This is a genomic window from Alteribacter lacisalsi, from assembly GCF_003226345.1.
Lineage (GTDB): Bacteria > Bacillota > Bacilli > Bacillales > Salisediminibacteriaceae > Alteribacter > Alteribacter lacisalsi.
In genome coordinates, this window is sequence record NZ_PDOF01000001.1 from 764,671 (window position 1) to 786,213 (window position 21,543).

At 47.3% G+C, this 21,543-nt stretch carries 20 protein-coding genes and 1 other annotated feature; of the genes, 15 read left to right on the forward strand and 5 right to left on the reverse strand.

The annotated features are described in order from the left end of the window. Window positions 1-16 precede the first annotated feature (16 nt). The 3 genes from CR205_RS03715 (at window position 17) to CR205_RS03725 (ending at window position 2,268) form a co-directional block, all read left to right on the forward strand. The gene (locus CR205_RS03715; RefSeq protein ID WP_236634697.1) at window positions 17-244 is read left to right on the forward strand and encodes a hypothetical protein; all 228 of its coding nucleotides are present in this window, start codon (window positions 17-19) and stop codon (window positions 242-244) included. A 71-nt stretch (window positions 245-315) separates the two neighbouring features. Continuing rightward, window positions 316-1,062, forward strand: coding sequence for a YjbA family protein (locus CR205_RS03720; protein WP_110517071.1), 747 nt, complete (start codon window positions 316-318; stop codon window positions 1,060-1,062). A gap of 213 nt (window positions 1,063-1,275) precedes the next feature. Further along, the gene (locus CR205_RS03725; protein WP_110517073.1) at window positions 1,276-2,268 is read left to right on the forward strand and encodes an aldo/keto reductase; all 993 of its coding nucleotides are present in this window, start codon (window positions 1,276-1,278) and stop codon (window positions 2,266-2,268) included. Window positions 2,269-2,625: 357 nt separating this feature from the next. On the opposite strand, the gene trpS is transcribed toward CR205_RS03725, so the two are convergent. Next, a complete protein-coding gene (gene trpS / locus CR205_RS03735) occupies window positions 2,626-3,615 on the reverse strand; it encodes a tryptophan--tRNA ligase (RefSeq protein ID WP_110517077.1) in 990 nt (329 codons plus the stop codon). Between the two features lie 74 nt (window positions 3,616-3,689). Then, window positions 3,690-3,942, reverse strand: a binding site (T-box leader). A gap of 192 nt (window positions 3,943-4,134) precedes the next feature. Between trpS and CR205_RS03740 the strand changes: the two genes are divergently transcribed. The 3 genes from CR205_RS03740 to CR205_RS03750 all read left to right on the forward strand — a co-directional run bounded on the left by CR205_RS03740 (window position 4,135) and on the right by CR205_RS03750 (window position 6,484). After that, window positions 4,135-5,277, forward strand: a complete 1,143-nt coding sequence (locus CR205_RS03740; protein WP_110517079.1) for a dicarboxylate/amino acid:cation symporter — start codon at window positions 4,135-4,137, stop codon at window positions 5,275-5,277. A 227-nt stretch (window positions 5,278-5,504) separates the two neighbouring features. After that, window positions 5,505-5,798, forward strand: a complete 294-nt coding sequence (locus CR205_RS03745; protein WP_110517081.1) for a hypothetical protein — start codon at window positions 5,505-5,507, stop codon at window positions 5,796-5,798. Between the two features lie 116 nt (window positions 5,799-5,914). After that, window positions 5,915-6,484, forward strand: a complete 570-nt coding sequence (locus CR205_RS03750; RefSeq protein ID WP_110517083.1) for a peroxiredoxin family protein — start codon at window positions 5,915-5,917, stop codon at window positions 6,482-6,484. A 218-nt stretch (window positions 6,485-6,702) separates the two neighbouring features. On the opposite strand, the gene CR205_RS03755 is transcribed toward CR205_RS03750, so the two are convergent. Continuing rightward, window positions 6,703-7,701, reverse strand: a complete 999-nt coding sequence (locus tag CR205_RS03755) for a sodium:calcium antiporter (protein ID WP_110517085.1) — start codon at window positions 7,699-7,701, stop codon at window positions 6,703-6,705. 308 nt (window positions 7,702-8,009) lie between these two features. After that, the gene (locus tag CR205_RS03760; protein WP_110517087.1) at window positions 8,010-8,567 is read right to left on the reverse strand and encodes an HD domain-containing protein; all 558 of its coding nucleotides are present in this window, start codon (window positions 8,565-8,567) and stop codon (window positions 8,010-8,012) included. Window positions 8,568-8,855: 288 nt separating this feature from the next. Here CR205_RS03760 and CR205_RS03765 point away from each other — a divergent pair, with 288 nt between their 5' ends. Next, window positions 8,856-10,109, forward strand: coding sequence for an amidohydrolase family protein (locus tag CR205_RS03765; protein WP_142669856.1), 1,254 nt, complete (start codon window positions 8,856-8,858; stop codon window positions 10,107-10,109). 49 nt (window positions 10,110-10,158) lie between these two features. Here CR205_RS03765 and CR205_RS03770 read toward each other — a convergent pair whose 3' ends face one another. Beyond that, window positions 10,159-10,338: a hypothetical protein gene (locus CR205_RS03770; RefSeq protein ID WP_110517091.1), complete on the reverse strand. Its 180-nt coding sequence runs from the start codon at window positions 10,336-10,338 to the stop codon at window positions 10,159-10,161. Between the two features lie 430 nt (window positions 10,339-10,768). Between CR205_RS03770 and CR205_RS03775 the strand changes: the two genes are divergently transcribed. From CR205_RS03775 to spxA, 7 genes are all read left to right on the forward strand, one after another. Further along, window positions 10,769-12,604, forward strand: coding sequence for a UbiD family decarboxylase (locus CR205_RS03775; RefSeq protein WP_110517093.1), 1,836 nt, complete (start codon window positions 10,769-10,771; stop codon window positions 12,602-12,604). Window positions 12,605-13,053: 449 nt separating this feature from the next. Then, window positions 13,054-14,280 carry a putative glycoside hydrolase gene (locus CR205_RS03780; protein ID WP_110517095.1) on the forward strand — a complete coding sequence of 409 codons (1,227 nt, stop codon included), beginning with the start codon at window positions 13,054-13,056 and terminating at the stop codon, window positions 14,278-14,280. A 555-nt stretch (window positions 14,281-14,835) separates the two neighbouring features. Continuing rightward, window positions 14,836-16,140, forward strand: coding sequence for an argininosuccinate synthase (locus CR205_RS03785; RefSeq protein WP_110519668.1), 1,305 nt, complete (start codon window positions 14,836-14,838; stop codon window positions 16,138-16,140). After that, window positions 16,089-17,465 carry an argininosuccinate lyase gene (gene argH, locus CR205_RS03790; protein WP_110517097.1) on the forward strand — a complete coding sequence of 459 codons (1,377 nt, stop codon included), beginning with the start codon at window positions 16,089-16,091 and terminating at the stop codon, window positions 17,463-17,465. The genes CR205_RS03785 and argH overlap by 52 nt, the downstream gene beginning before the upstream one ends. Before the next feature lie 292 nt (window positions 17,466-17,757). Continuing rightward, on the forward strand, window positions 17,758-18,327 hold the full coding sequence (locus CR205_RS03795; RefSeq protein ID WP_110517099.1) for a GNAT family N-acetyltransferase: 570 nt from the start codon (window positions 17,758-17,760) through the stop codon (window positions 18,325-18,327). Between the two features lie 40 nt (window positions 18,328-18,367). Then, window positions 18,368-18,499, forward strand: a complete 132-nt coding sequence (locus CR205_RS20660; RefSeq protein ID WP_268877395.1) for a hypothetical protein — start codon at window positions 18,368-18,370, stop codon at window positions 18,497-18,499. Between the two features lie 436 nt (window positions 18,500-18,935). Then, the gene (gene spxA / locus CR205_RS03800; protein ID WP_110517101.1) at window positions 18,936-19,337 is read left to right on the forward strand and encodes a transcriptional regulator SpxA; all 402 of its coding nucleotides are present in this window, start codon (window positions 18,936-18,938) and stop codon (window positions 19,335-19,337) included. Between the two features lie 347 nt (window positions 19,338-19,684). On the opposite strand, the gene CR205_RS03805 is transcribed toward spxA, so the two are convergent. Next, window positions 19,685-20,359 carry a TerC family protein gene (locus CR205_RS03805; protein WP_236634698.1) on the reverse strand — a complete coding sequence of 225 codons (675 nt, stop codon included), beginning with the start codon at window positions 20,357-20,359 and terminating at the stop codon, window positions 19,685-19,687. A gap of 286 nt (window positions 20,360-20,645) precedes the next feature. On the opposite strand from CR205_RS03805, the gene mecA reads away from it, so the two are divergent. Continuing rightward, entirely contained in the window at window positions 20,646-21,293 is a 648-nt protein-coding gene (mecA, locus tag CR205_RS03810; RefSeq protein ID WP_110517106.1) for an adaptor protein MecA, read from the forward strand. Window positions 21,294-21,543 lie beyond the last annotated feature (250 nt).

Genomic DNA, 21,543 nt, shown 5'->3' on the forward strand with positions numbered 1-21,543 from the left:
GTAGGGGGTGAATGACATGATGCGGGTGCTTGCACTGTTAACGGGGTTCGGTTTTGCGGTGATCGGAGGAATTACATTTATCGCATATATGAACCTATTTACAGTGGGGTTCTCGCTCCTGAAATATCTTGCTTTTATGGTACTGAGACCAGAGTCTTATCTGTTTCTGGCCGGGGTGGCTCTGATCTGGAGCGCACTGTACTATCCAGAGAAAAGCGGAGATGAGGAAAATAAAAATGTCTGAACCGTGGAATAAACTGGATAGCCTCTGACCATACTGTTGATACAAAAGTCAGGTGTAAGGGGGTTCGTTTCATGCTCCATTTGAGGGATGTATGGGTGAACTGGTTCGAAGGTGAAGAAAACGGCTACAACGTCTGTGAGTTTTTTGAATGGCGGAAAGAAGATCGGATCGAGCTTCTCGATCAGGCGGTGATTATTAAGCTGTCCGAGCATCTGTTTGACTACATAGAGAATTCACTTCAGGAACTGCCGGAAGAGCTTCTGGCGGATGTTCATCAGCAGAGCTATGTAAGAAAAAACAGCCAGCGTCTGGAGCTGGACTACTGTTTTGTGGCAACTGACGGAGACCGCTGCATCGTGGTGGATACCATGGGCTACCATACTCCGGTACGCAAAAGCAGAATGGTGCCGCGGCAGGAAGGGCAGGTTCTGGAACTGGTTAAGGACGAGCCGATGCGTGATTATTTTACGGGCTATTATGATCTGCACAAGGAGTATCATATTCTTTCGCCTGATCCGTCGTTCATGAACGGACTCATCCGCAGGGAACGCCAGGTGAAGCAGATTCTGTTTATGGCACTCGATCAGCTTTATGCAGAAGCGACGCTCGCCGAGCTTCGGTACTGGTATACGGAGTGGGCGCCGGAAAAATACGCGTTTATTCAGGACTGTACATTTGATCAGGCGTGGGACGGACTGTTTGAAGACATCAAGGATGGCTGGTCGAAGAAACATGATGACTTCTGCCGGGCGATGATCAAGGGGCAGCCTTTTTTCGAAAAACTCTGGGATCTGCAGCAGGGAGAAAGTGTGAAGTAAGGCCGAAAGCCGATACCATGCCTGCAGCAGGTGAGTAAAGTTTCTGTCTGCTCACATAATTACCAACGAATAACTTCGGGCCTTCACCGGCGAACGGTGAAGGCTGTTTATTTTCTCTGTTTCAGGGCGGCTGTATAACTCAGGCTGGTTTAATTCTCTACCTTGCCGGTTATAGAAGTGCATGTATGTACTTTTTAACAGGAGGAATGGGCTTTGAGTATATTAAATGGTTTTTTAGACCAGAAAATCGGGTTTGGAACAGCCCCGCTCGGCAATTTGTTCCGTGATATTCCGGAAGAGGAAGCTCAGGAAACGATCGAAGCTGTCTGGAACGAAGGCATCCGCTATATTGATACAGCACCGTTTTACGGGGCAGGACTTGCCGAAGCCAGACTCGGAGAGTTCTTAAAGAATAAGCCCCGTGACGAGTATGTGCTCAGTACAAAGGTAGGACGGATCATTTCTGATGAGACTGAAAAGAAGGAAGGGCTGTTTGCGCACGGAAGGCAGAATAAAATCATTGAAGAGTACACAGAAGACGCTACAAAGCGCTCAATTGAACAAAGTCTGAACCGGCTCCAGACCGACCGTCTGGACATTGTCTACGTTCATGATATCAGCCCTGATTTTCACGGGGATCAGTGGGTCTCTCTGTTCGATGAGGCACGAAAAGGCGCTTTCCGGGTCCTCAATCAGATGAAGGAGGAGGGCGTGATCAAGGAATGGGGACTTGGTGTGAATATGCCTCAGCCGATCGAGCTGGCTCTGCAGCTCGAAGAAACTGTTCCAACGCTGTCGCTCCAGGCGACACATTATACGCTTATGAATCACCAGCGGGCACTCGACCTGCTTATGCCTCTCGCTCAAAAGCGTGAGAGCGGCATCGTTGTTGGAGCTCCCTACAATTCCGGAGCCCTGCTTGGAGGAGATCATTACGATTACGCAGAAGCAGACAGCAGCGTAAAAAATCACGTGAGACGGCTGCAGGAAACCGCGGACAACCACGGCGTGAGCCTTAAAGCAGCAGCCTTGCAGTTCTCAACTGCTCACCCGGCTGTCGAAGCGGTAATCCCTGGCTCAACACGTCCTGACCGGATTAAAGAAGATGTGGCTGCTCTTAAAGAAACCATTCCCGCCGCCTTTTGGGAGGAGCTCATTAGTAAAGAACTGATTTCGGCAAAAGCGCCTCTTCCAAGCGGAAGATAGAATTTAAAAAAGCTGTCCTTCATTCTGCGGATCCACTGCAGAAGGGGGACAGCTTTATTTGTGTTCAGATTGCAGAGGGAACGAAGGAAACGCACAGCCTGTAAATAAAAGAGTCTTGGAGAAAAGTAAAATGTTGAGGTGAGAACTCGAGCCAAATGCTGTAAAGCGGATGAAAGATTCGCTGACTCCTGCGGGAGGAAAAGCGCAGGTGAGACCCCGCAGGGCGAAGCACGCGGAGGCTCAGCCGCTTCCCTCGGAAAGCAGCGTATCTTTCAGGAGCGGTTAGTTGTGCCGCCTAAAGATAGTTTGGCTTTACTTCATGTAAACATTTCTGTCCCAGACATACCCCATTTTCACCTATCGGCGCTTTCGTTCAAGCCCCATTGCCCGCTCAGCTTTGACGAGTGTTTTGAAGGCACGGCGGTTTGCTTTTTCAGCACCCTGGTCCAGAATATCGTCTAATTCTTTACTGTTGATTAATTCGTGATAACGGTCCTGGATCGGCTTGAGGGCAGAAGCAACAACTTCGGCGAGATCTGATTTAAACTCCCCGTACCCTTTCCCCTCATATTTTTTCTCCAGGTTTTCAATGGTTTCGCCAGAGAAAATGGAGTAAATGCTGAGCAGGTTTGCCACGCCGGGTTTGTTTTCCTTATCGTAGCGAACCGTCCCCTCGGAGTCGGTAACAGCACTTTTGATTTTTTTTGTAATCGTGTTCTCATCGTCGAGCATGGAGATAAAGCTCTTCTGATTCTCGGCTGATTTGCTCATTTTCTTTTCCGGCTCCGTAAGGCTCATGATGCGTGCGCCTACTTTTGGAATCCGCACCTCCGGAACAGTGAATATCTCGTTGAACTTGCTGTTAAAGCGTTCGGCCAGATTTCTGGTCAGCTCCAAATGCTGCTTCTGGTCTTCACCGACGGGAACAATGTCTGTTTTATAAAGAAGAATGTCAGCTGCCATCAGCGGTGGATAGGTGAGGAGACCGGCGCTTACACCTTCTTTTCCTGCAGACTTATCCTTGAACTGGGTCATCCTTTCAAGCTCGCCGATGTAGCTCGTGCACTGAAGCATCCATGCCAGCTGGGCGTGGGCCGGCACTTCGGACTGGATAAACAGGGTTGATTTGTCCGGGTCAATGCCCACAGCCAGATAAAGTGCTGCAAGGGATCTGGTCTGCTGTTTGAGCGCGGCTTTGTCCTGCGGAACCGTAATGGCATGCTGGTTCACGATACAGAAAAAACAGTCGTGGTCGTCCTGAAGTTCAACAAAATGCTTCATGGCGCCTAAATAGTTGCCGATGGTTAATGTCCCGCTCGGCTGAATTCCTGAAAAAATGGTTTTCATCGTTTATACTCCCTTTCTGTTTACATAACACGTACAGATGAGCGCATACAAAAAAGCCCACCATCCCTGAAAGAATCAGGGACGATGGACCGCGGTGCCACCCTGGTTATGCTTCTCGAAAGAAGCATCGCTCGACAACCTTCTGTTTAAATGGAAAAACAAAAGGGGCTCACGTTAACGGGTGAGTCACGTCAGAGCCTACTGCGCCGGGCGGTTCGGTCTGAATGCTCGAAAGGCCATTCCACTTCGGTGTCTGTCTGCTCGCAGCGGCCGCAGACTCTCTGAAAAACACGGAGGAAGTGTACTTTTCTTTCTCATCGCACGATTATAGTGTTCTCATTATAGCGCGGCATAAGGACGGATGCAAGGAGTCAATTGACAGAATTATAGAACTTTTGTAATCCTACTTGAATTTTGCAGTGAAAACAGGCAAGATATAACCCATGTTCACAATTAAAGACATTTGTTCGTGTGTGGAGGACAATCCGCGTATGACATAAGAAGGGGAGGAAAAAGAAGATGAAGCTTATTCTAAAACTCGTGGCAGGTATTATTGCCGGTATTCTGATCGGCCTGCTTGGGGTCGACTGGATTACACAGCTTTTTGTCACGATTCAGGCACTATTCGGAGAATTTATTAATTTCATTATTCCATTTATCATTTTATTCTTTATCGCAGCCGGGGTGTCCAAGCTTGGCGGAGGATCAGGCCGCCTTGTTGGTGCGACTGTAGGGACGGCTTATGTATCCACAGTCCTGGCAGGTATTTTTGCCTTTTTCATCGCTGTTCTCGTTGTTCCTCGTCTTTCAACGGAGCAGGCACCTGTTGCTGAAGGAGAGGGCCTCGCCCCTTTCTTTGAGTTTGAGATTGAACCGCTCATGGGTGTTGTTACAGCTCTGATCGCGGCATTTGTTTTTGGAATCGGGATCGCAAAAACGAAAAGCGAGACCCTTATGCGGTTCTTCGATGAAGGAAAGGCAATTGTGGATCTGGTCATCCGCAGGATCATTATTCCATTCCTCCCTGTTTATATAGCGAGTATATTCGTTGAAATTGCAGCGGAAGGAGAAGTGTTTAACACGCTTAGCGTATTTGGAGTTGTTCTTCTCGTGGCCATTGCCTGTCACTGGATCTGGATTACGATCCAGTTCACAGCAGCAGGAGCACTCACAGGGAAAAATCCATTCGCTGCCATGAAAATGATGCTGCCCGCATACTTTACCGGCTTGGGAACGATGAGTTCTGCAGCTACAATTCCGGTTACACTTGAGCAGACGAAAAAGAACGGCGTCCGTGAAGACGTTGCGAATTTCGGTGTACCGCTCTGTGCGACTATTCATTTGTCTGGAAGTGTTATCACAATTGTAGCTACATCGGTCGCGGTCATGAGCGTTCTCGGTGACTTTTCGGTTCCTTCATTCGCACAGATGCTTCCTGTCATAATGATGCTCGGCATTATCATGATTGCGGCCCCTGGTGTACCAGGTGGTGCGATCATGGCAGCCATCGGGATTCTGTCCACCCAGCTTGGCTTTTCTGAATCGGCGATCGGGCTGATGATCGCACTTTATATGGCACAGGACAGCTTCGGTACTGCGACGAACGTTACCGGAGACGGTGCCATTAATATGATCGTTAACCGTTTTTCAAAAGAGCAGTAGTGATTTTTTATAATCACTCGGAGTGTGCAACGGGGGAGAGGCAGTCTCCCCTGGTGCACACTTTTTTCTTTGAATTTTCGAGGTGATAAATTGTCTTGTGTGCTCCTCATTTATCCGCAATTATTGAATAGACCGCGATTACCTGATTTTGCGGTTGTTTCCTTTCACAGTGATGATCTACTATACTTGTAATTACAGAAAACATCTTCGGACAAGGAGGGAGTTTTATGCTACTTCGCATTCTGCAGTACATACTCATCACCTGCGCAGCCGGACTTGCCATTTATGCATATACCGCGACAGATCCCGTTTTTCCGGTAACAGTTGCTCTGGTTCTTCTAGGAGCAGGATTTCTTCTCCGTGCATTCCGTCTTCGCCATCATTTAAGGCGTTCCGGAGAACCGGACATGATTCCCTATACCTTTCTCAAACGTTACAAAGATCCTGAAAAAGCAGACCACAGTAAGGAAACGGAAGAGGAACTGCGCAGAAAGTACAGTGCCAAAGGCCGTAAAAACTAGTTTTGCCGGATTCATTTGCTCATTAGAGTTCATACGCCCTCTTAAGTGACAGACCAGGTCATGAACCTGTCCCCCTAGACATACTCATATAAGAGAGATGAAAAGGGGGAGTTATCATGAGAATTATTCACTTACGTAAATGGCCGCTGCTAATCACCTGCCTGCTTCTTGCCGCCGGTGCCTTCTGGGCTTCCCAGTCCGAACACGACTGGGCCCAGTCCCAGCGGGCAATGGTTGAAGCAGACAACGTTACAGAAACCGGTGTTATGGAAGGAGAAAGGGTCGCTGACATTCAACTGCCGGATAAAAATGGCAACCAGCAGAGTCTCTACAATCTGACAGACGGTAAAAAAGCCGCTGTGGTGTTTTTCACTACCTGGTGTGAGGTATGTACGGAGCACTGGGGTGGTCTTCAGGAACTTAAGCAGGCCGGAAAACTTGAAAATACGGAAATAATCGGTGTGCATTTGAAAACAATTGATCCAGATGCTGACCTCCATGATTATTTCGCAGGCTGGGAAAGTCTGCCGATCCTCGTTGACGGAAACGGGGCCGTAAAGGAGCAGTTCGAAATTATTGGTATGCCTACAGTGTACCTGGTTGATGAAGAGCAGCAGATCCAGCGCCGTGTACTGGGGCCACTCACGCCGCATCTGATCGAAAAAGATCCTTTCTTTGCTGAGTAAATTTAAGGTAATGCAGCATGTACAGTTATTTTCATGAACCTGATTAACAGAAAGTGCTCTCACCAAATGATGAGAGCACTTTTTATACGCAATCTGGGGGTGCCTGGACATAATGCTCTTGGGGAGAAGAGAAATGTCCGGACTTTCCCTAAGTCCGGTCATAACCTGAGTCCCCACTTCCGTTATGTCCCTACTCCCCCCCACGTCACTTTAATTACCTAAAACATCACATAAGTAGCCACAAAATACACAACGATCAGGACAATCGACGGTACAACATATAACCGCCGTCTGTTGCTGTAGCGTGCGTAGAGCAGGTGAGCGATCACAATCAGATTCAGCATAATTGCAAAAAGTGCTGTGACGGCAATTCCTGGACTGACCGCTTCAAGGATGGGACCGCCTCTGAACAGAACATCAGCCAAAACGAGAATCAGCATGTTAAACACGTTGCTTCCCAGAATATTTCCGACTGCGAGATTATAGTTGGCGAGCCGCAGGGCAACCAGCACGGTAACGACTTCCGGCAGAGAAGTGGCTGCTGCAATGAGAAAACTCCCTACAAAACTGGCGTCGATTCCGGTGGAAACGGCGATTTGGTCACCGGCAATTGTCAGAAGCGAGCCAGAGGCAAAAATAATGAGGGCACTTGCGGCAAACCCCCACTTGGCAGCACGTAACGTCACGCCCTTGCCCTGAATTTCTGCAGCTGCGCTGTCTTCCTCGGAAGCAGCCGCAATTTCAGGTACAGCCCGCTCCTGGGCACTCATCTCACGCATGGCATAAACATAAAATATGACCATGGCGAACATTTCAATTCCGATGCCGAAAATCGTTATACCGGTAGGTACCAGAATTGTGATAAGCACCAGTCCCATCAGACCAAGCCCCACAACAGCACTCAACTGGTGGCCACTGTGAACCTGGGCAAGAAGCTTACGTCTTCGGTAAACAATATCAAATACAGCAAGTATGAGGAGATTAAACAGGTTGCTCCCCAGTACGTTACCGACAGCGATATCGGGACTGCCAACAAGAATAGCTGTGGTACTGGTCGTCACTTCCGGCAGACTTGTTGCCCCGGCAAGAAGCAGCATGCCTACCATCATACCCCCTAAAGAAGTACGCTCACTGATGACGTCAGCGTAAACGGAAAGTTTTACTGCTGCGTAAACGGTAACTGCAGCAGTAATTGCAAACAAAACGAAAGGATCCATTGCCATTCTCCTTTTACAGCGGAAGCCTGGACCTCCGGACATAAAAACAGACCTTCTTATGAAAGGCATCTCCAAACAGACTGGAAATACTTTTCATAAAAAGGTCTTGCGGACTTATGCTATGCGCATGAGCTTAACGAACCGGGCCCAATAAGGCCGAAATGACGATTCGTTAACCGGTTTCCCGGTCGCTACTCCCCTTTTCAGTGGAAAGCTGTTTTCTACTATCAATCTAGCACGAAGGTGCGGAGGCGTCAACGGAAACTTTTAACGAAGATCGCCATAAAAAGGCAAACAAAAAGGCCCAATCAGGACACGGATGCTGACTGAGCCAGAGCGGTATCTTCTTTTTCTGCTTCAACTGCCTCTTCCACAAGACGATCGAGCTTTTCCAGACGGGCTTCTGCTTCCTCATCACTGATTGTTTTATAATGATGATTGCCTCCTGGTTCTTCGTCTTTTTTGTCTGCAAGGGCCACGACGTGCTGAAGCGGGTCCAGCTGAAGTTCACCTTCAGGCAGATACGAATCGGTGTGCAGCAGGACTGCGAGTGCAATCTTCTTCGCATTTACCGGGTGCTCACCTAAACGGATCAGCAGTTTATGAGCCCGTTCAGCGCCTTTAATGGCGTGAATGTCATTTTCCTTATAAAGGTTGTAGTCCCATTGGCCGTTACGGTACCAGGTATAGTGGCCGACATCGTGCAGAAAGGCAGCTTTTACGGCAAGGTCAGGATTCACATTGTGTACCTTTGCCAGCTTAAAAGCATATTCCGATACGGCAACTGCGTGGGCCAGGCCTGAGCGTTTTACAAACTTCTGGGTGACTTCATGGTTAAGAATCTGCGTCAGTGTTACTCTTTCCATCTTGATTACCTCCTTCTTAATGTTTTGTTTATCACATTTAGAGAATCCTAAACATTCGGCTTCCGGAAAAAAGTATATTGTTACTGATTATAAGGACAGCAGGGTCCTGTGTCAACGGTTATTTCTCAGCATATGCACGCTTTTCAAAATCGTATGTGGACACGCCCGTAAATATGACAAAATCCGTTATAATGGAGGGAAGAACAATAGAGAAGAATTCACATAACTGGGAGTGAGACAGCTGTGATATTTCATAACGGGGTCTTAACAGATCCGGAGACAGGCCGAATGAGTAGGATCAGTTTTACGGTGAAAAGAGGAATGATTACTCACATTGAACAGGACCCGGACTCTGAAATGCCGAATGGGGCAGTGGATCTGACAGACCGTTTTATCATACCGGGACTGATCGATATGCACGTACATATTAAAGAGGGGTTTGCCCCGCTTTTCACAGCTGCAGGGGTAACCACTGTAAGAAATACAGCGGGGAATGTAATTGAACTGGAAACTCTCCGCAGCGCAGCGGCTGACGCTCCAACCCCAAGGGTTATTTCAGCAGATCGGATGATTGACGGCCCGCCGGGTCTATGGGGGGACACAAGCCCGTGGAGCTTTGTGACAGACGACCCGGAAAAAGTGCGAACCGAGGTCAACAGACAAATCAGTCAAGGAGCGGATTTAATCAAGGTTTATTCACTTCTGGACAGGTCTTCCATGGCAGCAGCGGCAGTTGAAGCTGCAAGGGGAGGCAAGGACGTAAGCTGCGATCTGCTGTATTCGACTGAGGTGACGGCTGTTTCAGCAGCAGAGTTGGGAATACGGTGGAACGAGCATGCATCGGGAATCATCCAGGATCTCTATCCGGGCTGGCATATGGGGGCTCCGGCGGAAGAGTGGGAGCGGATTGACTGGGAAGGAAAGAACGAGGCAGAGATCCGTACCGTCTGCAGGAAAATGATTGATGCCGGTGTTGTTCTGTGCCCGACGATCACCCTCTTCGACCAGCAGCGAAGCCTTCCGGACTTCTGGAAGCCGGAAGGAGCCGAGCATTTTTTAACACCTGCATTAAAAAGGCAGTTTGAGAGTCTCGCGGAACACAAAGAGATTTTTAACAGAGTAGGACAGCATGGCCGCTTTAACCAGACGGTCAGCCGGCTTTATAAGGAACTCGGGGGCACGGTTACAGCCGGTACCGACACGCCTGCCGGTGTTTATACCTACCCGGGTCTCGCTCTCCACAGAGAACTTGAGCTTCTCGTGGATGCGGGCTTTACCGAAGCGGAGGCGATTAAAGCAGCCACGTCTACAGCGGCTGACGCTCTTGGCCGACACGAGCTTGGCAGAATCATAGAGGGGGCTGCTGCTGATTTCGTTGTACTTGAAAAAAATCCATTTGAGGATATTAGACATACGAGGTCGGTCAGGAAAGTCGTAAAAGGCGGTCGTCTGTATTTACCAGAGGAACTCGTGAAGGCCGTCCCGGATGAAGAAGAAGCTGTGAAGAAATCCAAGGCTTTTGCTGCAGCGTTTAAAGATTGAAGGTGGCAGCCGGGAGGAGATCGAGTCCTGATCCGCCCATTCAAACCGTTTAATTCTGTTTTTCGTTCTGTTCGAGCTTTTGCCTGATCTCCTCAAGATTTCTGCTGTTCCTCCTTGCAGAGCGAACAAAGAAAACGATAAGTGCCGGAATACCAATCAGCACCGATAGAATCAGAATAAGGGTGATAACCTGGTACAGCACATCCCCCCATTCAATTGTGAGCAGCATACGGACCCTCCTTGTCTTTTTTAATGAACCCTAATTTTACCATTAAGACCCTTTCGCTGGAAGGGGGAGATTAGTGCTTTCGCAATTAACATCAGCTTTGATTAAAACAAAATACTGTTATCTCAACAGCCATTGTAATGAAGCGGAAGACGGCGACTCCAGCGGGAAGAGCAGGAGCAGAAGACCCCGCAGGGGCGTTCTTCCCCGAGGAGGCTGAGGCCCTGCCCGCGGAAAGCGTCCAGCTGGAGCGAAATACAATTAAACTGAACAAGAATAGTATCCTTTTATGATATAAATGAAATAAAACCGAAGGGTTCCAATCTATTCTTGGCTGTCACATCTGCTGGTTGTTTTCTAACGGGAAAAGACATTTGCCGTTACAGACGATATAATGATAGAGACATAACTTTACTAATAGGAGCTTTTCATCATGTATAAGAACCTGGAAGAATGTATTCTTGATCTGGAAAAACACGGACATTTAGTTCGCATTAAGGAGGAAGTCGACCCTTATCTTGAAATGGCCTCTATTCATTTAAAGGTGTATGAGGCAGGTGGACCGGCTTTGTTATTTGAGAATGTAAAAGGATCGGAGTTTCCTGCCGTTTCCAACCTATTCGGAACGCTGGAGCGTAGTAAATTTATTTTCCGTAAAACGTGGAATTCCACACAGAATGTTGTGGCGTTGAGAAATGATCCTGTAAAAGCATTGAAAAACCCGTTTCAGCATGCACGTACAGGCTTGGCTGCATCCAAAGCGCTGCCGAAAAAATCATCCGGATTACCGGGCGGCTTTAAAGAGATTTCCATTTCTGATTTACCGCTGATTCAGCACTGGCCGAATGATGGCGGGGCCTTTGTTACCCTGCCGCAGGTTTACAGTGAGGATGCTGATAAGCCGGGGATCATGAACGCGAACCTTGGGATGTACCGGGTGCAGCTGTCCGGAAATGACTATGAGCTGGACAAGGAAATTGGGCTCCATTATCAGATTCACCGTGGCATTGGGGTGCATCAGGCAAAAGCAAATAAAAAAGGCGAGCCATTAAAGGTGAGTATTTTTATCGGTGGACCGCCGTCCCACACGCTTTCAGCTGTGATGCCGCTTCCTGAAGGGCTGAGTGAAATGACCTTTGCAGGCATGCTGGCCGGACGGAGATTCAGGTACAGCTACAAAAATGGTTACTGTATCAGCCACGATGCTGATTTCGTGATCACCGGGGAAATTCATCCAGATGAAACAAAACCGGAAGGGCCGTTCGGGGATCATTTAGGATACTACAGCCTGACGCATGAATTCCCATTAATGAGAGTTCATAAAGTGTATGCACGAGAGAATGCCGTCTGGCCTTTTACTGTTGTCGGCAGGCCTCCTCAGGAGGATACGTCCTTTGGAGATCTGATTCATGAGTTAACCGGCGATGCCATAAAACAGGAAATCCCTGGTGTAAAGGAAGTGCATGCCGTAGATGCGGCAGGCGTTCATCCGCTTCTTTTAGCTATTGGGAGTGAGCGTTATACCCCTTATCAGAAGGTGAAACAGCCTGCGGAGCTGCTGACGATCGCCAACCGTATTTTAGGAACCGGTCAGCTGAGCCTTGCAAAGTATCTGTTTATAACCGCAGAGGATGAACAGCCGTTGGATACGCATAATGAAGCAGCGTTTTTCCAGTATATTTTAGAGCGGATTGATCTGCAGCGAGACATTCACTTTCAGACGAACACAACAATTGATACCCTTGATTACTCAGGGACAGGTCTGAATACAGGAAGTAAAGTCATATTTGCAGCGTATGGAGATAAAAAAAGAGAGCTGTGTAAAGAAGTGCCGGAAACTTTAAAAAAGCTGCCGGAGATTAAAAATCCCCGGCTTGTCATGCCTGGTGTTATTGCCCTGCAGGGCGGTTCATTTTCTTCATATGAACAGGCCCAGGAGGAATTAAAGGCACTGAGCACGGCTATCGGGAAAAAAGGTGATGCTGGCTCATGTCCCGTAATCCTGCTCTGTGATGACAGTGATTTCGTCAGCGAGACAATGGCCAACTTTGTATGGGTGACCTTTACAAGAAGCAACCCTTCCCATGATATTTACGGGGTAAACAGCGGGTATGAAAACAAGCATTGGGGCTGTGACAGCATGATCATTGATGTAAGGATTAAACCCCATCATGCACCACCGCTTATTGCAGATGAGAAGGTTGATGAAAGCACTAAGAGATTTTTTGCTCCTGGAGGGGTCCTGGCCGAGTACGGGGCAGATAAGTAAAAAAAACGTCCTCAGACGAGTATCCATCCGGATGCTCGTTTTTTTCATTGTTTAGGATTTTATAAAATTCGGTAACTGTTGATATATCTTTTTTATGCGGAGGTGCACGCCGGCAGTGAGACTCCTGCGGCAGTGGGTTGGCAGGGTGAGACCCCGCAGGGCAAAGCCCGAGGAGGCTCAGCGCCACCGCCGCGGAAAGCGAACGGACGGCGTGAAAAGCAGCTTTTATGTTTAGGTGCGTCAGCGCTATTGTTTTTGAAGGATTAAATAGATGTACAATTGAAAGAAACGTCTCCCATGCGGAGACAATCTTTATCAGGAATGAGTAGGATTGTGGTGGAAATTTGGTAAATCAACCGGAATATTCATTGGTTCTGATCCCCTTACAATGTATAATGGTGGTAAAGGGGAACAGCCTGGTTACATACTTTAGAAAAGGTAGTGAAGAGATGGGGAAAAAATTGAAACAGACGGCAGCAGCAGTTATTGCTGGTATTGCAGTATGGGCAGCCGGCAGCGGACAGGGGTTTGCAGAAGAAAATGACACGGTGACAATGGGTGTACACAGTGAAAAGGAAAGTGCCCTTGCAGAGCGTGAGTGGCCGGAGCGGGTCGCCAGGTTTACCTTTGATTCAGGGTATACATTTGAATATCCGGATGCAGTCCGGGGTATATTTGTGACAGCTCACTCAGCCGGCGGAGCTCGGATGGATACGCTGGTTGATATGATGGACAATACCGATCTCAATGCGATGGTCATTGATGTTAAGGATGACGACGGCTGGCTGACATTCAAGCCTGAAGAAGAGAGTCCTTACAGTGATATCGCTCAGAACTTTATCAGCAATCCAACGGCCATGATGGAGCGTCTTGAAGAGCATGAAATCTACCCGATTGCACGGATCGTTGTGTTCAAGGATACGGTTCTGGCTGAAAAACGTCCGGAATGGTCATTCACTAACGATGACGGCTCCGTCTGGAAAAACCGCCGCGGTGAAGCATTCGTGAATCCATTTCTTAAAGAGGTCTGGGATTACAATGTAGATATTGCCATTAAAGCAGCGGAGATGGGCTTTCAGGAAATTCAGTTTGACTATGTTCGTTATCCGGAAGGATTTGAGCGCAGAGACGAAGACCTGAACTATGATGTAGGTGATTATAAAGACAGTGAAGGGGACAATGTGCAGCGCCGTGTGGATGCTGTAACGGACTTTGTAGCTTATGCAAACGAGCGTCTTCAGGCATACGATGTAGACGTGAGTGTCGATATTTTCGGTTATACGGCTACACTTCCGGAAGCACCAGGGATCGGTCAGAACTTTACCCGGATTTCCGAGAACGTGGACGTGATCAGTTCCATGATCTACCCAAGTCACTGGACCGCTCATTTTGGTCTGGACAAGCCTGACCTTTATCCGTACGAACTTGTGACAGAGTACATTAAACTGGAAAATGAAAAACTTGCTGAACTCGATGAACCGCCTGTTTCGAGACCATGGCTTCAGGACTTTACTGCCTCCTACCTCGGTTCCGGGAACTTCATTCCATACGGTGCAGAAGAAGTTGAAGCACAGATTCGTGCACTTCATGAAAACGGCGTAGATGAGTACCTTCTCTGGAATGCAGGGAATCGTTATACAGAAGGCGTCAATTTCCTCGCTGGAAAAGAAGATTAAACAGCACTGCTTATAGAAAACCGACGAAGAACAGTTTCGTCGGTTTTCTTTTTGTGTAGGAGACTATAAATTCAATGTTGTGGATAAGTGTTATCTCTACTTGTTTCGCTTCACGCCGGCAGTGAGACTCCTGCGGCAGTAGGTTGGCAGGGTGAGATCCCGCAGGGCGTCACCGCCGCGGAAAGCGACCGGACGGCGTGAAGCGAAGCTTTTCTTGTTTATAGGCGCGTAAGCTTTTGTTCTTAGTCATAATGTGCTGGTCACAAAAATTCAATCAAAGAATATACAAAAAGGGGTTGAATAAATATCGTTATGAATTTATAATCATAAACATGTTATTCAAACCAAGGAGGACTGTACGATGAGAATTTTTAAACTTATCCATAAGAAACAACAGTTTTACAGGCGGTGCTCCTTGCGGCTGCGATGTCGTTAATATAAGTTTCGTGTATAAAATGTGCATTCAACTATATTTTTTTCATATAAATGTATAAAAAACCTGTTTCGAGGATTTTTATACAGAAACCAGAACTTAAAAAAGAGGAGAGATTATAAATGAAAGAATTCAGCGATTTCAATAATACAAATGAGAATAACGGCAAAAAACCAACGGTTGTATTAGCCTACTCCGGCGGACTGGATACGTCGGTTGCGATTAAATGGATCGAGGAACATTACGGTTACGACGTCATTGCTCTCGGCATTGATGTGGGAGAGGGAAAGGACCTTGACCATATTAAACAGAAAGCTCTTGATACTGGAGCGAAAGAGGCCATTGTACTGGACGGCAAGGAGGAGTTTGCGAAGGACTATATCCTTCCCGCCCTCAAAGCGAACTGCCTGTATGAAGGGAAGTATCCTCTGTCCTCTGCCATTTCACGCCCGCTGATTTCCAAAAAGCTCGTCGAGGCTGCCCATGCCCATGGCGCCATCGCTGTTGCCCACGGGTGCACGGGGAAAGGAAACGACCAGGTTCGTTTTGATGTGTCGATTCAGGCTCTCGACCCTTCCTTGAAAGTAGTTGCCCCAGTCAGAGAGTGGGGGATGAACCGTGATGAAGAGATTGCCTACGCCAAGGAAAAAGGGATCGACGTACCGGTAAACACAGAAAAGCCATTCTCGATTGACGCCAATATCTGGGGACGTGCCTGTGAAGCAGGTGTTCTTGAAGACACTTGGGCAGAAGCACCGGAAGAAGCGTTCGAATGGACCGCACCACTGAGTATGACTCCGGATCAGCCCGAATACGTCGATATTGAGTTTAAAGAAGGTGTTCCTGTTGCACTGAACGGGGAAGCAATGGATCTTGTTCCACTCATTGAAAAACTCAATCAGATTGGCGGCGCCCATGGTGTCGGCCGGATTGATCACGTCGAGAACCGTCTCGTCGGGATCAAATCCCGTGAAGTGTACGAAAACGCCGCTGCCATGATCCTGATTAATGCTCATAAAGAACTGGAGCTGCTCACGCTGCCGCGTGAAGTCACACAGTATAAAACCCAGGTGGACGGAAAGATGACGGAACTGATTTATGAAGGTCTCTGGTTTTCACCGCTTAAAAAAGCACTTGAGGCGTTCATCGATGAAACACAGAAAGTTGTCAGCGGTACAATTAAGGTGAAGCTGCAGAAGGGCATGCATACGGTGGTGGCAAGAAAATCACCAAATTCCCTATACAACGCAGACCTCGCCACATATTCAAAAGGTGATGCTTTCGATCATAAAGCAGCAGAAGGTTTCATTAAACTGTTTGGTCTGTCCACGAAAGTGTATGCAGATGTTCATGCCGCCAAAGGAGGTGCAGCCTCGTGTCAAAGCTCTGGGGAGGACGTTTCACAAAAACCACAAATGAACTCGTAGACCAGCTTACTGCTTCGATCAGCTTTGATAAGAAGCTGGCGAACGAGGATATTCAGGGGAGTATCGCCCACGTTCAGATGCTCGCTGAACAGGGGATCATTACAGAAGATGAAGCCGATCAGATTAAAGAGGGCCTCCTCCGTGTAAAAGAAAAGTATGATCAGGGCGTCCTGATCTTTTCGGAAGCAGATGAAGACATTCACATGAACATTGAAAAATTCCTTATCGAAGAAATCGGCTCAGTCGGGGGAAAGCTGCATACGGGCCGGAGCCGGAACGATCAGGTTGCAACCGATATGCACCTGTATTTAAAAAACCATACCGAGACTGTAATCGAACTCCTGGAAAACGTACAGAAGGCGATTGTCAGTCAGGCTGAAGCCCATGTTTACACGATGATTCCAGGGTACACCCATCTGCAGCGGGCTCAGCCGGTCTCTTTTGCCCACCACCTGCTTGCCTACTTCTGGATGATCGAGCGGGATAAAGAGCGTTTTCAGGACAGCCTCAAACGGGTGGATGTCTGTCCTTTGGGAGCAGGCGCCATGGCGGGAACCACATTTCCGATTGACCGGGAGCGTACTGCAGAGCTTCTCGGCTTCAGCAGTGTGTATCCGAACAGCATGGATGCGGTCAGCGACCGGGACTTTATTCTGGAGTTCCTCAGCGCTTCTTCCATTCTCATGATGCATATCTCACGCCTGTCTGAAGAACTTGTGATCTGGAGCAGTGAGGAATTTAATTTTATTGAGTTGGATGACTCTTTCTGTACCGGTTCAAGCATAATGCCTCAAAAGAAGAATCCGGATGTTCCTGAACTGCTTCGGGCTAAGACTGGACGTGTCTATGGGGACCTCGTTGGTCTTCTAACCGTGTTGAAAGGGCTGCCGCTTGCCTACAACAAGGATATGCAGGAAGACAAAGAGGGCATGTTTGATACAGTGGAAACTGTTGAAGGCTCACTCAGCCTGCTTGCACCGCTTCTGTCTACAATGAACGTGAATACGGATACGATGAAGAAAGCGGTCACCAGTGACTACAGCAACGCAACGGATCTTGCTGATTATCTGGTGAAAAAAGGGATGGCGTTCAGAGATGCCCATGCGGTAACAGGGCAGGTCGTCCTTGAGGCGATTCAGAAGGGAAGCGTTCTTCTTGAACTTGACCTTGCTGACTACAAAGAACACAGTGAATTATTTGAAGCTGATGTGTTTGAAGCCATTGCACCGGAGAACGTTGTCGGCAGACGAAACAGCCAGGGAGGAACAGCATTTAAGCAGGTAGAGCATCAACTGGAACTTGCTAAAGAAAAGCTGAAGAAATAGACAGTTTCCAATTCAATCGGGGCAGAGCCTGCGGGAGACACTTCCGCGGGTTCTGCCCCTCGCTTTATCCTGATAATGCGTTATTGTGAACAGACACCTGTGCATTTGGGAGGATGCCTGCGCTTTTCTTACCCTAATGCCGATAGGCGCTCCTTACTTGGAATTGCAACATAGTTTCTTGCTTCATACCGGTTCTTCGCATTTTAACATTTGGGCTTTTTGGCATATAATAAAGTTAGAAAAGCTCTGCACAGGCGCAAGGCGGAGCAGAAACTATGGAGGTAACGGGCAAATGAACTGGTATGACAAGCTCAATCAGTATTTTCCGGTCGAAGAAATGAAATCCAGGGAGCATATGGATCTGCTTCTTAAGGAAAAGAAAGACATTTACAAGAAAGATGAAAGCGAATACCATGTACTTATGTATGTGGAAGCGAAGGATTTCATCTTCATCGACTACTTGTTCGTCTCTAAAAAAGCCCGCGGAAAAGGGATCGGTAAGAAGCTCCTTGACAAGCTCAAGCAGCGTAACAAACCGATTATCCTGGAAGTGGAACCGGTGGATTACGAGGATACGGATACAGAAAAACGCCAGCGGTTTTATAAACGTGAAGGTTTTGAGCACGCAAAATCCATCGGCTACCGGAGACGTTCTCTTGATACAGGAGAAATTAACGAAATGGAAATTCTCTACTGGTCACCGACGAACGAATCTGAAGAAAGCATCTATAATAAAATGAGACAGACATATGAAACGATTCATACGTACAAAGATGAAGAACTGTACGGAGAATCCTATGAGGAAACGGATAAAGTGTTCTCTTTTGAAGAAAAGGATGAAAAAGCTCGGCCGGAGGCATAAGCCGCTCAAACGGCCGGAGAAAAAAAGGAGTGACTTTTCGATGAAGGGAAAAGAAAAACGTCGTAAAAACCGGAAGAAGCAGCTGTGGCAGGACCTGTTGAAACGGAAATGGAACGAAGTGAATCGGATCCCGCGCCGTGAACCTACGTCGCAGTCGAAAACAATCGCCTGATCATCCGGTTCGTAAAGGATTCTAAAAAAAAGTGAAAAAACTGTCCCTGCCGACCGGGGGCAGTTTTTCCATGTTACAATTACAATTATATAGTGAGAATACATACATATAAATGATAATGAAAAGGCTCTCATGGAGGGGCTGTTATCCGTGAAACAGTACTGTGCCCGTTTATGTGCAGAACTTCTCAATCTTTTCGTGAAAAAATAACCCGAAAAATGTTTAATATTATTGGATGCGTGGTAAATAAAATGTATATCTGCTCGAAAAAAGTTGTACAACGTGTATAACGACCGTACATGTTTTTGATAAAGACACTAGTCAAATTGGAATGATTATTGTATAATAAGAGTTGTAACTTTACTACATGAGAGAGCAGACAATGCACTTTTCTTATACATGCAGTCTATATGAATGGAAGGGAGAATCGGTTTACATGGTAACGCTGTTCACATCGCCAAGTTGCACTTCATGCCGAAAAGCTAAAGCATGGCTTCAGGAGCACGATATCGCATTTGTGGAACGTAACATCTTTTCCGAACCATTATCAGTGGATGAAGTGAAAGAGGTGGTCCGTATGACAGAAGACGGCACCGACGAAATTATCTCCACACGATCCAAAGTCTTCCAGGAGCTTGAAGTAGATATTAATGATATGCCTCTTCAGGACCTGTTTCAGCTGATCAGTGATCATCCCGGGCTTCTGCGTCGTCCGATTATTCTGGACGAAAAACGCATTCAGGTCGGGTACAACGAAGCTGAAATCCGCCGGTTCCTGCCGCGGAAAGTACGTACATTCCAGCTTCAGGAAGCTGCCAAAAAGCTCGTAAACGAATAAATGCAAAAGCCTTCTGTCCAATGCAGAAGGCTTTCTGTTTTTTTAAGGAGGCTGTTTTCGGATCCATTGTTGTTTTCTGCGCTGCAGGCCGACGCTTTCCGCGGGCAACGCCTCAGCCTCCTCGGGAGCTTTTCTACTTCTTCCTCTTCCAGTCCAGCTCCGAGGTACATGCGTCGAAGCAACTCGCAGCCTATTCGTGGTGAAGTTGCTCGTTGTTGCTTTTCCCGCAGTCGCGGCATTTCGCTACGAAATTAGTGCTAGTTAATAGCAGCAATTTTACGAAAAGAACTTTTCAGGGAGCGGCTGCTCATCTTTCCTGTCTGAGCCAATGTCATGCCCTGGACTGCTCACGTTCGGATAATGATAACTCTGCTGATCCGGTTACGAAGCCATCCTGCAGCCAGAACAACGGTAATCATTACACATGAAAATGCGAAAACGGACAAGCCGTGGTATAACAGCCAGAAATAGATAAAGGATTCGTGAGCAATCATTCCCGAAGCTGTGAACGTCAGGACAGCGGCACCCATATACAAGATGGAGGGGACTTTCTTCATTGCCCACAAAATCAACCGGCTTCCCCAAATGAGAATTGGCACACTGATCAGCAGTCCAATAAAGACCAGGATGATGTTTCCGTCAGCTGCTCCTGCAACAGCAAGGACGTTATCAAAACCCATGACCACATCCGCAACTACGATTGTCCTGATCGCACCAGCCATACTGGCTGCTCCGGTTATGGCGGCACCACCTTCGTCAGCAGTAAGCAGTCTGTACGCAATATAGAGTAATAAAACACCGCCGATTCCCATTAAATAAGGTATAGACAATAAATGAATGGCAATAACGGTTAACAAGCCTCTGGCAGCAATCGCGAACACAATTCCGATTGTAATGGCTTTATTTCTTAAATGAGGGGGAAGTTTGCGGCAGGCCATCGCCACAACGATCGCATTGTCACCGCCAAGAATCAGATCTATTCCAATAATGGTCAGCAAAGCGACAAAAAAATCTGAATTCAACGGTTGATTCCTCCCTCCATAAACGATAAAATCATCTAAAACCAGTTTATTAATGGATATGGAACGTCTGTTAAAAGTCATTTCATAATACTTTATACAACTTGTACCTTAATCAGAACCCAGAAGAGACAAGATGAATGTGAGCAGGACTATTTCATTTGAGCGGCAGTTCTTTTAGAATAGAGAATAAGCCCCATTTGATTGAAACAGCATCATTCAGGGTAAACATTGACAACAGCGAAGACAGATTGGCGTGCACCAACTCTCAATCGGAAGGGTGAGCAACATGGAGATCGAACGCGTAAATGATACAACGCTAAAATTTTTCATCACATATAAAGATATAGAAAAACGCGGTTTTGACAAGGACGAAATCTGGTATAACCGCGAGCGCGGTGAAGAGCTTTTCTTTGAAATGATGAATGAAGCAAACGACCAGGAAAACTTTGAAATTGATGGTCCACTCTGGGTTCAGGTTCATGCTCTTGAACGCGGTCTGGAAGTCATTGTTACCCGGGGGCAGGTAAATGATGGAAACGTCAAGCTTGAAATCCCTGTGGGGGATGAAAAAGATGATCAGAGTGTGGATGACAACATTGCTGATATGCTTGAAGGGCGGCTTCGCACCGACGACGACGGGGAAAAGGAACTCACCCTCAGCATTGTCATCGGCTTTAATGATTTTGAAGACGTGATCAGCCTCAGTAAGGCATTTAATGAAGAGGTGGAAACGAGCCTGTACCATTTTGAAGGCCGTTACTATATCTACGTGACACTGGACGAACGCTTTACTGATGAAATACAGGATAATCACCTGAGCCGCATGCTGGAGTACGGTTATGAGTCGGACATCACCATTCACCGTATTCGTGAATACGGAAAAGAAATTGTAGGGGAGAATGCCCTCGAAGTAATCAGCGGACAATTTGACTAGAAAAGGAGCCGATTCTGCGTCGGCTTTTTTTATTTTTGAGTAAAACGATATTCGTTAACCTTGATCTTTACAAGGGAACGAATGGTGTGCAGCACAGCGATTACAAGATCAAGCGGCAGGAAGTATACTGGAGAAAGAAGCGGTTGCTCAGCCATCTTCAGGAAAATGACTGTTCCTCTTTCCAGGATCTGTTTCCGCCCTTACTATCCAAGCTGTGTTTCAGTTATAATAGAGAGAGCACGTACCCTTG

Bases quoted from the DNA above. Each gene is read 5' to 3' on its own strand.
- CR205_RS03715 (WP_236634697.1), top strand. From the start codon at position 17: ATGATGCGGGTGCTTGCACTGTTAACGGGGTTCGGTTTTGCGGTGATC.
- CR205_RS03720 (WP_110517071.1), top strand. From the start codon at position 316: ATGCTCCATTTGAGGGATGTATGGGTGAACTGGTTCGAAGGTGAAGAA.
- trpS (WP_110517077.1), bottom strand. From the start codon at position 3,615: ATGAAAACCATTTTTTCAGGAATTCAGCCGAGCGGGACATTAACCATC.
- CR205_RS03740 (WP_110517079.1), top strand. From the start codon at position 4,135: ATGAAGCTTATTCTAAAACTCGTGGCAGGTATTATTGCCGGTATTCTG.
- CR205_RS03745 (WP_110517081.1), top strand. From the start codon at position 5,505: ATGCTACTTCGCATTCTGCAGTACATACTCATCACCTGCGCAGCCGGA.
- CR205_RS03750 (WP_110517083.1), top strand. From the start codon at position 5,915: ATGAGAATTATTCACTTACGTAAATGGCCGCTGCTAATCACCTGCCTG.
- CR205_RS03755 (WP_110517085.1), bottom strand. From the start codon at position 7,701: ATGGATCCTTTCGTTTTGTTTGCAATTACTGCTGCAGTTACCGTTTAC.
- CR205_RS03760 (WP_110517087.1), bottom strand. From the start codon at position 8,567: ATGGAAAGAGTAACACTGACGCAGATTCTTAACCATGAAGTCACCCAG.
- CR205_RS03765 (WP_142669856.1), top strand. From the start codon at position 8,856: ATGAGTAGGATCAGTTTTACGGTGAAAAGAGGAATGATTACTCACATT.
- CR205_RS03770 (WP_110517091.1), bottom strand. From the start codon at position 10,338: ATGCTGCTCACAATTGAATGGGGGGATGTGCTGTACCAGGTTATCACC.
- CR205_RS03775 (WP_110517093.1), top strand. From the start codon at position 10,769: ATGTATAAGAACCTGGAAGAATGTATTCTTGATCTGGAAAAACACGGA.
- CR205_RS03780 (WP_110517095.1), top strand. From the start codon at position 13,054: ATGGGGAAAAAATTGAAACAGACGGCAGCAGCAGTTATTGCTGGTATT.
- CR205_RS03785 (WP_110519668.1), top strand. From the start codon at position 14,836: ATGAAAGAATTCAGCGATTTCAATAATACAAATGAGAATAACGGCAAA.
- CR205_RS03795 (WP_110517099.1), top strand. From the start codon at position 17,758: ATGAACTGGTATGACAAGCTCAATCAGTATTTTCCGGTCGAAGAAATG.
- CR205_RS20660 (WP_268877395.1), top strand. From the start codon at position 18,368: ATGAAGGGAAAAGAAAAACGTCGTAAAAACCGGAAGAAGCAGCTGTGG.
- spxA (WP_110517101.1), top strand. From the start codon at position 18,936: ATGGTAACGCTGTTCACATCGCCAAGTTGCACTTCATGCCGAAAAGCT.
- mecA (WP_110517106.1), top strand. From the start codon at position 20,646: ATGGAGATCGAACGCGTAAATGATACAACGCTAAAATTTTTCATCACA.